A 13,224-nucleotide genomic window follows, 5' to 3' on the forward strand; every position below is an offset into this window, starting at 1 on the left:
GCGGCTAGCTCGGCTGGAAAGGCTGCTCCGTTTCGCTATCCCGGCGCTCCCCGGTGGCGATGAAGTCCTCGATCAGCTCAACCACCCGATTGGGCGCCTCCACCTGCGCGAAGTGGCCGACATCGGGCAACACCTCGAGCCTGGCGTCCGCGCGCGCCTCGTGCGCGGCGTACGCGTGGGCGACGGGAATGATGCCGTCGCGCTCGCCCCAGATCGCCATCACCGGCAACTCCTCGCGCAGCCGCAACCGGTTGAGCGCGCTGACGGCCTGTCCCCGGTAATCGACGACCGATCGCAGCGTCTTCAGGAACGACTGGCGTGTCTCGCCATCCGACAGCGACGAGTAGGCGCTCCACAGCTCGGCGCCGCGCGGCGACTGGATGCCGGCGCTGCGGAGCCAGGACCGCAGCGTGTTGCCGACGGACAGGACGGGTGGCGGCGCGATGATCGGCAAGACCAGCTCCGCGCCGGGTGCCGAGAGCAGCCGCAGCACCCATCCGACGTCCGGGCCCAGCCCGCCGCTGCTGATCAGGATCAACCGTTTGGCGTAGTCGGGATGCTGATACACGAACTGCATTGCCACCCCACCGCCGAGCGAGTGACCGACGATGGTCGCCTGGCTGACGCCGAGCTCGTCGAGGAAGTCACGCAGCCAGACCGCGAATGCGCCCAGCGAATAGTCCGTGCGGGGCTTCGCCGACTCGCCGTGGCCGAGCAGGTCCGGGGCGATGACCCGGAACTTCTTCGACAGCGGCGGTATCACCGACCGCCAGGTTTCCGCGCTGCCCGCCATGCCGTGGATGAGCAGCAGCGCCTCGCCCTCCCCCTCGTCGCGGTACGCGATGCGATCGCCGTGTAGTTCGAGAACCTTCACCTCAGTCATGTGGGTCTGGGTACCCGCTTTGGCCCTGCTCGGCAATGATCGAGGGCATGACCGAACCGGTTGCGACCCGCGTCGCCGTCTACCTCGACTTCGACAACGTCGTGATCTCCCGATATGACCAGATTCACGGGCGGAATTCGTTCCAGCGGGACAAGGCCAAGGGCCTCGAGCAGCAGCCCGAGCGGCTGGACCGGGCGACGGTCGACGTCGGCGCGATCCTCGACTTCGCGTCGTCCTTCGGCACCCTGGTGCTCACGCGGGCCTACGCGGACTGGTCGGCCGATATCAACGCCGGGTATCGCGGACAGTTGGTGGGCCGCGCCGTCGACCTGGTGCAGTTGTTCCCGGCGGCGGCGTACGGCAAGAACGGCGCGGACATCCGCTTGGCGGTCGACGCCGTCGAGGACATGTTCCGGCTGCCCGACCTGACCCACGTGGTGATCGTGGCCGGGGACTCCGACTACATCCCGTTGGCCCAGCGCTGCAAGAGGCTCGGCCGGTACGTGGTGGGCATCGGGGTGGCCGGCGCGTCGAGCCGGGCCCTGGCGGCGGCCTGCGACGAGTTCGTCATCTACGACGCGCTGCCCGGTGTGCCGGTGCCCGCGCCCGCCGACGCGGAGGCGGCCAAGCCGAAGAAAGCGGCCGGCCGCGGCAAGGCGGCCAGACGCGAGGAGCCCGACGAGCCCGAGGAGCAGCCCGATCCGCAGGCCGCCGCCACCGCGCTGCTCACGCGGGCCCTGCGGATCGGCTTGGAGAAGGACGACGTCGACTGGCTGCACAACTCCGCGGTGAAGGCCCAGATGAAGCGGATGGACCCGTCGTTCAGCGAAAGGTCCCTGGGATTCCGCTCGTTCAGTGACTTCCTGCGTTCCCGGTCCGACCTCGTCGAGCTGGACGAGACCTCGACGACGCGGATGGTGCGGCTGCGCGCGCACGACTGAGCGCTCCGCCGCCATGCATTTTGCCTCTGATGTATGGCGCTGGAGCCGGATAGCCCGCGATATCGTTGACACCCCCGCGCGGTGGCCATACATTAGCGTCACACTCGTCCGCAACGTGCTGCGGAACCAAGGAGACCGTCATGACCGTCGGTGCCGCTCCCCCAAGCGTTTTCGACGCCGACGTGCCGACGCTCTGCTACGACCCCGAAGAAACGCCCGCGCAGGTCTACCCGCGGCTGCGGGAGGCGCAGCGGCAAGCCCCCGTCGCGCTGGGACCGCACGGGCCCGAGGTGCTCTCCTATCACCTGGTCCGTTCCGTCCTTCGGGATTCCCGGTTCCAGATTCCGCCCGGCATCAACCTGCTCGCCCAGGGCATCGCGTCGGGCCCGTTGTGGGACAAGGTGGCCAACAGCCTGCTGTGCCTGGAGGGCGACGCGCACCGTCGGCTGCGCAGCCTGTGCTCCAAGGCCTTCACCCCGCGAACGGTCGCGCGCCTGCACGACACCATGGTCGGGGTGCTCGACGAGCTGGTCGATCGGGTGGCGGACGCGGGCCGCTGTGACGTCGTCACCGACATCGCACGCCCCTACCCCGTTCCGATCATCTGCGCGCTGCTGGGCGCGCCCCGCGAGGATTGGCAACAGTTTTCGTTGTGGGCCGACGACGTGTTCAAGGCCTTCAGCTTCACCGTCGATCTGCGCGAGGTCGAGCCGGTCGTGATGCGCGCCTGGCGCCAGCTCGCCGACTACGTCGACGAGATGGTCGCCCGGCGGCGACACAGCTTGACCGATGACCTGCTTTCCGACCTGATTCGCGCCGAGGACGAGGGCGAGCGCCTGGACGCCGCCGAGCTGCGCATGCTGGCGGGCGGCCTGCTGCTGGCGGGGACGGACACCACCCGCAACCAGGTGGCCGCCTCCGTGCAGGTGCTGTGCGAACACCCCGAGCAGTGGGAGCTGCTGCGGCAGCGCCCGGAGCTGGCGATGCGTGCCGTCGAGGAGACCATGCGGCACTCGCCGATCGCCTGCGGCACCCTGCGCCTGGTGGTCGAGGACGCCGAGCTCGACGGCTATTCGTTCCCCGCCGGCACGGCGGTGTTGGTGAATACCTTTGCGGCCAACCGTGATCCGGTGGTGTACGACGATCCCGACCGGGTCGACATCACCCGCGAGGCCCCGCCGCCCATCCTGACCTTCGGCGGCGGCGTGCACTACTGCCTGGGCGCGAACCTGGCCAGGCGGGAGATCGCCGAAGCGCTGAACGTCCTGACGAACCGGCTGCGCAACCCGCGTGCCGCGGGACCGGCGCCATGGAAGCCGATGGTGAGCCTGAGCGGGCCGACGAGCCTGCCCATCGAGTTCGACCGATAGCCGTCCGGGCCCTATCGCCGGGCGCCCGCTGTGACCAAGCCCGCCCCGCGCACAAGTCGCGGTCGCCTCGGGGCGGCCTTACGCTGCTTGGTTACACGAACGTAATGGGGGTTTTCGATGCGTGCAGCCTGGGGGCGCGCGGCGCGGCGTCGCCGGGCGCGTCGCGGGGGCGCCGCGATCGCGTCGGCCGCGTGCCTGGCCTTGGCCTCCTGTTCGGAAACCGCGGCGCCGCCCCCGCTCACCGCCACCACCTCGACGTCCGTCTCGAAAACCAGCACCCGCGCGGCGGCCCCGCCCGCCCCGATCACCGGGCCGCTGGAAAAGGATTGGAAAAGCTACGGCGGAACGGCCTATTTCGGCTGCCCGGAGAAATTCTCGGCCGCCACATCGGCGCTCGAGGACATCCGGCCGAAGATCTTCGACCCGAAGACCGGGCAATACGTCGCGCCCGCGATCCCCACGCTCCCGGCCGGGGAACACCTCACCGGGGCCATGTGCGCGCTGACCGGCGCCGCCGACGCCATGAACGTCGTCTACCTCGTCGCGACCACCGGGCCGGCGCAGCCGCCCGCGCCCGAAGCCACCAAAATCACCGCGTACGTCTACGACTCCACATCGGGCCGGCAGGTCGCCACCAAGGAACTGCAGCCGCCCGCCCCCGACCTGAAACCCACCGCGCCCAAGGACTGGGGACTGGCCTCGACCTCCTCGGGCGTGGCCTGGCTGAACGCCTTCACCGACGGTCACGGCGCCGCGTCGCCGCCCCGCACCGTCGTGCTGTCCGGCGGCGACCTGTCCACGCTGTGGAGCGATCCGCAGCCCGGCCGGGTCTGGCAGGACGTGCTCGCCTTTGCGCGCAACACCGAACCCGGCAAGCCGTCTGGCGCCGAGCTGCGCCGGCCGAGCGGAGAAGCGATCTTTCAGGACAACGACGTCCAGTCCGTCGACACCGAATTGACCGACGGCCCAAACAAACTGGTGAAGCTCACGCACTGGGATGGGTCCAACCCCCCGGGGCTCTCCACGATGTTCTATGACCTCAACTCCAAGTCCATCATCAAGATCGGCGATTCCGACCGGATTTCCGGCGGTGGGCTGACCGCCGCGCTGTCCGACGGGAAGCTGTTCGTCGACGGCCACGGTTCGGACACCTCTCAATTCGGCTTCGGCGTCTGGAACCTACGCAGCCAGCAGTGGGACTTCCAGAAGAGCCGAGACGACGCCAAGAAGCTGTCGATCGCCAAACTGGCGTTCTTCGAAGACCACCTCTACCTCACCGGGGCCGACGGGACCCACTCCGTAATCGCCTTGCCCGCCACCGATCCCGTCGCACCCAACTGGACGCTGCGGCCGTTCGAGCGGATCTCGGGATGGACGCTGGTGTGCCGCGGCGAGACGGCGGCGGGCGCCAATGGCGAGTGCAAGGAGATCGTCATGGTGCAAGACCAGGACGGCCACTACCCCGGGCCCTGGTTCTGACGTTCGGTCGCGCTTAGAACAAGCCGAGGGCCTGCGGCACCATGTACAGGCCGAAGCCGATGGTCACGAAACCTAACCGCGGGCGCTTCCCCGAGAGCGCCATTGGCCAAAAATGCACAACCATTCTCGAAAATGCGATAGGCCTTCTCGGATTGCGAGAGTACGTTATCGAACTATGCAAACGGTGCGTAGCTTCTGCCGCGTCTGCACCTCGGTCTGCGGCATCCTCGTCGACGTCGACGGCGACGAAGTGGTCCGCGTCCGCGGCGATCAGGACCATCCCTTCTCGCACGGCTATACCTGCCCGAAGGGTCGCGCCCTGCCACAGCTGCATCACCACCCGGATCGGCTGGAGCGTCCGCGGATGCGGGTGGCCGGGCGCCTGCAGGACGCCTCCTGGGACGCCTGTTTGGACGACCTGGGCACCCGGTTGAAGGAGATCATCGACCGGCACGGACCGGCGTCGGTCGCGTTCTACTTCTCCACCATGGAAAGCGCCGGCTTCCGGATGGCCGAGGCCCTGCATGCCGCTATCGGCACACCGGCCAAGTTCAGCCCGCTGACCATCGACGGCACCGCCAAACCCCTGGTCTCGGATCTGGTCGGCGGATTCATGGGGCTGTCCGGCCGAACCGACCTGGACAACGTCGACTTCCTCTTGCTCGTCGGCGTCAATCCCGTTGTGTCGCATGGCCATGCGATCTCGATGCCCAATCCGACCGGCACGGTGCGCGACATCGCCCGGCGCGGTCAGGTGTGGGTGATCGACCCACGCCGCACCGAGACCGCGCGGCTGGCCACCGCGCATCTGGCAGCGCGGCCCAGCACCGACCACGCGGTGCTCGCCTACCTGGTTCGCGAAATCCTGCGCGACGGAGTGAAGTCCGATGTGCCGGTGCAGGGAATCGACGCGCTGTCCGCCGCGGTGCAGCCGTTCACGCTCGAGCACACCGCACGGCTCGCCGACGTCGCCGAGGCCGATCTGGCCCGGCTGTGCGAGGCGGTGCGCGCCGCCAAGTGCGTCGCGGTGGAAACCGGCACCGGGGTCACGATGACGGCCGAGCGCGCCAACGTCACACAGTGGCTCGCGTGGGTGCTGATGATCCTCACCGGTGCGATGAACCGGCCCGGCGGAACCTGGTTTCATCCCGGATTCGCTTACCAGCTAGAAACTTTCGGCGAATTCCTGCCCGTCACGCCGATCGAGGGCGCCTTCGGTCCCGGCCCGCGCAGCCGCCCCGAAGCGCAGGCCTTCATCAACGAGTGGCCGTGCGCCGTGCTGCCCGACGAGATCGCCGCCGGCAACATCCGCGCCCTGATCAACGTCGGCGGCAGCCTCGTCACCTCGTTCCCTGAGACCGGCAAGCTGATTCCGGCGCTGCAAAACCTCGAGGTGTTCGCCACCACCGAGATCATCAACAACGAGACCACCGAGCTGGCCACCCACGTCCTGCCCACCAAGGACCCGCTGGAGCGGCCCGACATCACCATCCACGACATCCTCAGTTCGCATGTGTCGGTGCAATACAGCCCGGCCGTCGTGGCCCCGGTCGGCGAACGGCGCTCGATGTGGTGGGTGTTCGCCGAACTCGGCCGCCGGCTCGGCTACGACCTCGGCACCCTCGGGGACCCCGACACCAGCACCGACGACGACGTGCTGTCCGTCCTGTTGGCCGGTGCCCGAACGGGTTTCGACGAGGTGGCGGCCGTGGGTTGGGCCGAGGCCCCGCGCGAGCTCCCGGCGGCCTGGGTCGACGAACATGTTGAGCGGATGGGGGGCTGGCGGCTGGCGCCGCCGCTGCTGGTCGACCAGCTCACGGCGCTGGAACCACCCGCACCGCTGGTGATGGTGCCGCGCCGGCAGCGTCGAAAGCTCAACGGACAGCTGGACTTTCTCGGCGAGGCGCCCGAAATCCTCATCCACCCCGATGACGGCGCGGCGGCGGGGGTCATCAGTGGACAGAAGGTGACGGTGCGCAGCGCGAGCGGAGAACTGACCGGCATCGCGAAGGTCGACGACTCGATCCGGCGCGGAGCGGTGTCGATCCCGCACGGCCACCACGTCGCCAACGTCAACCGCCTGACCAACAAGGACGACATCGACGTGGTGACCGGCATGGTGCGCTACTCCGGCATTCCCGTGAGCCTGCACCCGGCCTAGAGCGTCAGATCGATTGCCAACCCGCGCTTGCCGTTCGGTGGGGAATCGGGTATCGCCAGGCCCCATGCTTTGGCGGCGAGTCGTACCGGGACCGTCATTACGCTCCGCACGGTCGGCATCCCGATGAAACGGGCGCGGCGCTGCCACTTTTCACGCATCTGGTCCGACGTGGGAATTTCGCCCCTATGGGGGTGCAGGATCGGTATCCTAAGCCCCGCAACTCTCTCACGTCGCTGGGAACGGGGTGGATGTGGAGAACCTGGTTCGGGCACTGGCGGCGTCGATGGATCCGGCGGCTTTGATCGCGCGCGTTGCCGAGCAGGCCTGCGTGTTTATGCCGAAGGCCAATGGGGCGGCCGTCACGCTGCTTCGCGCCTCCGATAACGCATACGTGACCATTTCTGGGCACGGCGTGCTCGCGACTGCAGAGGGTTTCGTGGTGCCCAACCAGAGCAGTTTTCAGGGGCTCGCGGCGCGGGAGAAACGCCCGAAACTGATACACGATGCCCGTACAGACCGACGACTGTCGCCACGCGTTCGTGCGATGAACAAGCAGTGGGGCACTCGGTCGTGGGCGGCGATTCCCCTGATGTACAACGGCGACGCCATCGGTTCATTGCTGCTGGCTGCGACCGCCCCCGGTGCGTTCACTGACGCAGATGTCGACGCGATGCTCGCCATCAGTAAATTTATCTCCGCGTTGATCTTCACCGAGTCACAACTCAAAACGCTGCTAAGCCATGTAATGACCGACAGCGACGACCGGGGTCAGCGCGCCCTCACGGAGCGATTCATCGCGTCGGTCATGTTGCCCGACGTAGTGGAGACCGAGGGGCTGCAGCATCGATTGGACGCACTTCTCACGCAACCGGACGCTCTGAGCGCGACCTTTCAACCCATCGTCCACCTGGCAAGCGGCATGACGTGTGCCTACGAAGGGTTGACACGCTTTCCCGCATCATCGGGGTTGACCCCCACGCAATGGTTCAGCGCCGCCCGGCGTATGGGACGAGGTCTGGACTTAGAACATGCCGCGTTGTGCACCGTCCTGAATGCTGCGCGCCGCATCCCCGACGAGTATCCAGTCACCGCCAACCTGAGCCCGAGCGCAGCGCTGGAGCCGGAGATACAAGACGTGCTGGCAGCCCAGGACCGGGAGTTGGCGGTGGAAATCACCGAGCACGAACCGTTTCCCGATGACCTCGGCCCGGGTCTGAGACGTCTGCGTAACAGCGGCATACGGGTGGCAATCGACGATGCGGGCGCCGGATATGCCAGCTTCACTCAACTGCTGCGGATACATCCAGACATCATCAAGATCGACGGGGAGCTGGTCGCCGGCATCGACGGCGATCCGGCCAAACGCGCGTTGGCGACTGCACTGAACTCGCTGGCATCCGAGCTGCATGCGAAATTGGTGGCCGAAGCCGTGGAGACACCCGGCCAGCTCCAGACGCTGATTCGCCTCGGCATCGAATACGGCCAAGGCTTTTACCTGGGGAAACCTCAGCCACTAGCGCGGCGCCGAAGCCGGGGCATACGCCAAAGATTGCGAAAACACCCGAACTGCAACGGCAATCAAATGTTGTGGACCCGGTCAAATAGTGCTCCACGGCATCGTTGATGGAGTTCAGGGCCGACGCCGGCGGACTTGATCGTTCGACGATGCTCGCCACGAAATGCGCTTTGTCCCATGGAACTTCCTCAGAGAACCGCGTCGGCCAGGCGGTCGATCTGGTCGAGCTCGGCGACACAGGGGTGGAAGATGAGTTCGTTGAAACCCAGGTCGCGGTAGGCGCGCACGGTCTCGGCCGCCTCGTCGGGCGAGCTGAGCATGTCGGCGACGTTGAGGGCGGCGTAATCAGGCTTGAAACCGTAGTAGCGCTGCAGGTGGGCACGACCCGCAGCGATGGTATCGGCATCACCGAATGTGAAGTTGACACTGGCCCGAAGCCGGGGACGCCCCACACGACCAGCCTCTGCCCATGCCATGCGCATCCGGTCGGCGAGCGCGGACTGGTTGGAGTAATCACGCAACGCTCCGGCGCTCCAGCCGTCACCGATCGCGGCCGCGCGGCGGATTGTCGCGTCCGCTCGTCCGCCGAACAGGATCGGAATCCGCACCGGCGCGGGCGTCAAAGGCCTGTCGCCCGTGACGATTTGGGCGTCACACGTCTCGCGCAGCACGGCCACGCTCTCGTCGAGGATGCGCCCGCGCCGCCGATAGTCGACGCCGACGGCGATGTAGTCGTCGGGTCGGCTGCCGATGCCGAGGCCGAGGGTGAGCCGCCCACCGGATGCGGCGGACAGGGTGGTGACTTGCTTGGCCAACAGCGTCGCGGGGTGTAGCGGAGCCAGCAGCACGTTGGTCGTCAAGCCGATGCCGGTGGTCGCGCCCGCGGCCACAGACATAGCGACGACCGAGTCGAGGCTTTCGTAGACCAGCCGGTCTATCGCGGCCAGTTCTGCGAAACCCCGCTGCTCGGCTCGACGCGCCCAATCGACGGTCAACGGCCCAGGCGCGTGGGCGATGTGGCCGGGCAGTCCGATTCCGATGCGCATGGTCAGCCTCATGAACCCCAGGCTCGCAGCGACGCCTCCAAACTTGCGATCGTTGCCGCAAGATTGGCGTGAAAGCCTCACCCGGACCGCGGTCGATGCATACTTTCTTCGTGCTCGACGATCTAGACGCACAGATTCTGCATGCCCTGCAGCTGGCCCCGCGGGTGTCGTTTCGCCGGATCGCCACCGTCCTCGGGGCCACCGAGCAAACGGTCGCGCGACGCTACCACCGGCTGCGCCGCGACGGCGTGCTGCGTGTTGTCGGGCTGGAGAACCGATGGATCGATGGCGAAGGGAGTTGGGTGTGCCGCATGCGCGCCGCGCCCGAGCGCATCCAGACGCTGGCCGACGCGCTGGTGCGCCGGCCGGACGTGTCGCATGCCAACGTGCTGGCGGGATGGACGGATCTCGTCTGCGTCATCCGCGCGCCGCTGGGTGACGCCCGTGCGGATCTGCTGAAGCTACTACCGCGAACAACCTCGGTCACCGACATCACCATCGACCTCCTGCTGCACTCCTTCGGGCAGCCTGCAAGTGCGCCGTGGACCGGCTACGGCCACCCGCTCAGCGACCGGCAAGCTGCGGAGATCCTGGCCGAGCGGACCGGCCCGGTGTCCCGGGCTCAACCGTGCCTGCCCACCGCCGAGGACCGTCCGATCTTCGAGGCGCTGGCCGAGGACGGCCGGACGTCACAACCGAAACTCGCCGCACGCGCCGGCTGGTCAGTGGCCCGCGTGGGGCGCCGAATCGCGGGACTGGAAGCCAGCGGCGCCCTGCTCTACGACGTCGACGTGTTGCCGGAACGACTCGGCCACCAGCTCAGCGCGATGCTGTGGCTGACGTTGGCGCCCCGCGACATCCAACGCGTCGGCGAGCGCATCGCGGCGCATCACCACATCGCCTTCGCCGGCGCCATCAGTGGCACCAAAAACCTTGTGGCAATTGCCATCTGCCGAGACATCGAGGATCTATACCGGTACCTCAGTGAGCAACTCGGACAGATCGAGGAAATTCTGAGCTACGAGGTCAGCATCCGCACTCAGCGCCTCAAGCAACACGGGTCGCTTGTGGCCCAAGGAAGGCTGATCAATCCGCGCCCCTCAGGCCCCGCGCGCTAGCCGCGGGTGCGGCGAGGGCCTGCTTAGAACGTCCAGCTGCCTTGCGGAGACAGGACGAATCCGTGTCGGCTGGGGGGATCGTCGGCTTCGCAGGCCGTCGTGGAAGGATCCACGCCGCAAGTGAATCCGGCATAGCTCACCTTGTTCTGGGGCGCTAACGGCGTGTACTTCTTCGGGTCGATTACCCCTGATGGCCCCCCGGCGGGGCCGAAATCGTATTGCTCCATGTGAGACAGATCCACGTCGGAGAACGTCGCCGCGGTCGTCTGCTTCGACTGGGTGATCAACCCGACGTGATTGTGCGCGGTGCCGGGTAGCGCGCCCCAGCAGTTCATCGTCTGCCTCGACGCCTTGAAATTGGTGTCCATCCGGCACCGGTAGCCGCCAGGGGCGGCGAATTGCACGCCGTCGATCCCGTAGGTTGCGTACGTTTCGTAGTCCTCGGCGTTGACGGCGTGATAGCCACTCAAATCCGGGAATTGCTGAGGATCTGCTGTCGCCGCCGGGGCGAGTGCCGTCGCGGCCGCCAGGAAAATCCCTGCGGACATCGCGGCGTTCATTGCCGCCGCCCCACACGTGACGGCTTCAACCATCTTCGCCGACAACGCTTTTCGTCCTGAAGGCGGCGAGCGCGGTGCAAGCCACCAGCACGGCGGTGGCCGCGGCCTCGGCAATCAGCGCGCCGGAGTTCAGCACCTGGCGGTCCGGCACCAGTGAAATGCCCATCTCGTTCTTGGCGTCGCCGCCCAATACCGCCGGATACACCAGACACACGGCGGCGGTGACGAACGCGACGACCGCGCATCCGCACCCGACGAACCCGAGCACCCGCACTCGCGCCGACGCGATGACCGCAACGGCGGCCGCTAACGAGGCGATCAACACGATCCATCCCGGCACGCTGTTCACCATGCCGGCGAGCAGGTGGCCATACGTTTCGCGGTCCTCGCCGATGTAGATGCCCAGCCCATTCCACCGAATGGGTAATCCCAGCCGGCTGACGTCGACCCAGGGCAGCAGTGTCAATGCGGCTGACGCGATGGCCGCCGCGACGGCCACCGCGGTGATCACCTTGGTACGCAGCATGTTTCCTTTCGATCGGCCGGGCGGGACGAAGTTCGCGCCGGCCACTCAGGGTAGGCGCTCTGCCTCGACACGGAAAGGGCGAGTTAACTGCGCGGAGGTCAGGGGTATCCCACGGGGCATGGGGTGGGTAACCGGGCACGCGGTCGCGATCTTCTCGGCTTTGCTTTCGGCGTTCTGGGCTGCGGTGGGAATCGTGGTGCGGCAGCGCGCGACCCAGCGCGTTCCGGGTGATGAGGCGATGTCCGCGGCGATGGCGACCACGCTGGCCCGCCAGCCGCTGTGGTGGGCGGGGACCTTTGCCGCGGTGGCCGGTTACGTGTTCCAGGCCGTGGCGCTGGCGCACGGATCGCTGCTGTTGGTCCAGCCGCTCCTGGTGTCGTCGCTGCTGTTCGCACTGCCGCTGAGCGCGGCCCTGTGCCACCAGCGCATCAGCGGCGTGCAGTGGGGCTGGGCGATGCTGCTGACGGCGGCACTGGCCGTTTTTCTGCTGGTGGGCGAGCCCCGAGAGGGGCACAGCCGTCCCCCGATACCGGCGTGGACGCTGGCCCTGGCGGTCACGGTCCCCGCGGTGATCGCCTGCGTCGTCGCGGCGCACCGCGCCGCGGGCCGGGTGCGAGCGTCGCTGCTGGGGGTCGCCGTGGCGATCCTGCTCGGCATGATCGCCGTGGTGACCAAGGTCTGCACCCACCGGTTCGCGATGGGCGGTTGGCATGCGCTGTTGACCGTCCCGGCCCCGTATGTGCTGGTCGGGCTCGCGGTGACGGTGACGGTGGTGCAGAACTCCGCGTTTCATGCCGGCGCACTGCAGGCGTCGGTGCCGATCATGTTGGTCGGTGAACCGGTGGTCGCCGTCGTGCTCGGGGTGGTGGTGCTCGGCGAGCACCTGGCGGTGGGCGGCGCGACGTCGCTCGTCCTCGTCCTCGCGGTGGTGGCGATGGCGGCGGCCACCGTCGCGCTGGGCCGCAGCCAGGCGGTCGAAAACGGCGACGCCGCGGGCGAGGAACCCGCCGCACCGCCGGAGCGCGACGAGGCCGGCCTGGTGGCGGTCGGGGCCGGCCCGCGGGGTGGGCGTTACGCCAACTGATCCTGTGGTACCGGTTCGGGCAGCGTGTTCGCCTTCGTGGTCATGTCCCGGCATTCGCCGTAGATGGTGATCGATCCCCCCGAGTTCTGGACCGGCGAGTAAGGATCGAATACCGCCGTGACGCCCTGCTTGCTCACCGCGGAGGCATGCGTGCGGAAGTCTCCCGGCCCGCCCCAGCCGTGTTGTTTCAAAGTAGCGATCATCTGCTGGATCTCGGCTCGGGACGCTTCCAGGGTCGGCGCGTGGTCGTAGGCGATGCCGACGACTCCCCGGAACGGCGCGACGGCCTGGTCATTACAGGAGTCGCGGCTGAAATGTGCCGAGACGCCTTTGAGTCCCAGCGTGGTGGCGATCTCGCGTGCCGCACTGACCACCTGGGCCCTGGATTGTTCAGGAGTCATCGGGTTGGGCACTCCTTCACTCAGATTCCTTACGCTGCTGCAGGATTGAAGCGCGAGGGTAAGCATCCCCGCTGCGACGAGGGCAAGCAGGGACCGCCAGGTGGCGCTGCTGATTCCCCTTGAGGTGTTCATGGCTGTT

At 67.6% G+C, this 13,224-nt stretch carries 12 protein-coding genes; 7 read left to right on the top strand and 5 right to left on the bottom strand.

Annotation, left to right across the window (positions count from 1 at the left end; translation table 11 throughout):
- Nucleotides 1–4 precede the first annotated feature (4 nt).
- A complete protein-coding gene (locus tag AC5Y5B_RS01770) occupies nucleotides 5–883 on the bottom strand; it encodes an alpha/beta fold hydrolase (RefSeq protein WP_500003012.1) in 879 nt (292 codons plus the stop codon).
- Nucleotides 884–918: 35 nt separating this feature from the next.
- Here AC5Y5B_RS01770 and AC5Y5B_RS01775 point away from each other — a divergent pair, with 35 nt between their 5' ends.
- The 5 genes from AC5Y5B_RS01775 to AC5Y5B_RS01795 all read left to right on the top strand — a co-directional run bounded on the left by AC5Y5B_RS01775 (nucleotide 919) and on the right by AC5Y5B_RS01795 (nucleotide 8,458).
- A complete protein-coding gene (locus AC5Y5B_RS01775; RefSeq protein ID WP_112632304.1) occupies nucleotides 919–1,824 on the top strand; it encodes an NYN domain-containing protein in 906 nt (301 codons plus the stop codon).
- Nucleotides 1,825–1,964: 140 nt separating this feature from the next.
- Nucleotides 1,965–3,194 carry a cytochrome P450 gene (locus AC5Y5B_RS01780; RefSeq protein ID WP_500003016.1) on the top strand — a complete coding sequence of 410 codons (1,230 nt, stop codon included), beginning with the start codon at nucleotides 1,965–1,967 and terminating at the stop codon, nucleotides 3,192–3,194.
- Between the two features lie 117 nt (nucleotides 3,195–3,311).
- On the top strand, nucleotides 3,312–4,673 hold the full coding sequence (locus tag AC5Y5B_RS01785) for a hypothetical protein (protein WP_500003019.1): 1,362 nt from the start codon (nucleotides 3,312–3,314) through the stop codon (nucleotides 4,671–4,673).
- A 175-nt stretch (nucleotides 4,674–4,848) separates the two neighbouring features.
- Nucleotides 4,849–6,834: a molybdopterin-containing oxidoreductase family protein gene (locus AC5Y5B_RS01790; RefSeq protein WP_500003021.1), complete on the top strand. Its 1,986-nt coding sequence runs from the start codon at nucleotides 4,849–4,851 to the stop codon at nucleotides 6,832–6,834.
- Nucleotides 6,835–7,078: 244 nt separating this feature from the next.
- Complete coding sequence (locus AC5Y5B_RS01795) at nucleotides 7,079–8,458, top strand: sensor domain-containing phosphodiesterase (protein ID WP_500003023.1); 1,380 nt, start codon at nucleotides 7,079–7,081, stop codon at nucleotides 8,456–8,458.
- 80 nt (nucleotides 8,459–8,538) lie between these two features.
- Here the strand turns inward: AC5Y5B_RS01795 and AC5Y5B_RS01800 are convergent, their stop codons facing one another.
- Nucleotides 8,539–9,396 carry an LLM class flavin-dependent oxidoreductase gene (locus tag AC5Y5B_RS01800; protein WP_500003802.1) on the bottom strand — a complete coding sequence of 286 codons (858 nt, stop codon included), beginning with the start codon at nucleotides 9,394–9,396 and terminating at the stop codon, nucleotides 8,539–8,541.
- Nucleotides 9,397–9,491: 95 nt separating this feature from the next.
- Here AC5Y5B_RS01800 and AC5Y5B_RS01805 point away from each other — a divergent pair, with 95 nt between their 5' ends.
- Complete coding sequence (locus AC5Y5B_RS01805; RefSeq protein WP_500003028.1) at nucleotides 9,492–10,514, top strand: Lrp/AsnC family transcriptional regulator; 1,023 nt, start codon at nucleotides 9,492–9,494, stop codon at nucleotides 10,512–10,514.
- Between the two features lie 23 nt (nucleotides 10,515–10,537).
- Here the strand turns inward: AC5Y5B_RS01805 and AC5Y5B_RS01810 are convergent, their stop codons facing one another.
- Both AC5Y5B_RS01810 and AC5Y5B_RS01815 read right to left on the bottom strand, forming a co-directional pair.
- A complete protein-coding gene (locus AC5Y5B_RS01810; RefSeq protein ID WP_165821767.1) occupies nucleotides 10,538–11,119 on the bottom strand; it encodes a hypothetical protein in 582 nt (193 codons plus the stop codon).
- Nucleotides 11,100–11,600 (bottom strand): hypothetical protein, encoded by a 501-nt coding sequence (locus AC5Y5B_RS01815; protein ID WP_240631690.1) that lies wholly within the window; start codon nucleotides 11,598–11,600, stop codon nucleotides 11,100–11,102. Before AC5Y5B_RS01815 ends, AC5Y5B_RS01810 begins: the two co-directional genes overlap by 20 nt.
- Nucleotides 11,601–11,718: 118 nt before the next feature.
- Here AC5Y5B_RS01815 and AC5Y5B_RS01820 point away from each other — a divergent pair, with 118 nt between their 5' ends.
- Entirely contained in the window at nucleotides 11,719–12,684 is a 966-nt protein-coding gene (locus AC5Y5B_RS01820; protein WP_112632298.1) for a DMT family transporter, read from the top strand.
- Here AC5Y5B_RS01820 and AC5Y5B_RS01825 read toward each other — a convergent pair.
- On the bottom strand, nucleotides 12,672–13,217 hold the full coding sequence (locus AC5Y5B_RS01825; protein ID WP_500003033.1) for a lipoprotein LppJ family protein: 546 nt from the start codon (nucleotides 13,215–13,217) through the stop codon (nucleotides 12,672–12,674). The genes AC5Y5B_RS01820 and AC5Y5B_RS01825 overlap by 13 nt on opposite strands.
- Between the last annotated feature and the right edge of the window lie 7 nt (nucleotides 13,218–13,224).

Source organism: Mycobacterium sp. NGS33, assembly GCF_059812885.1.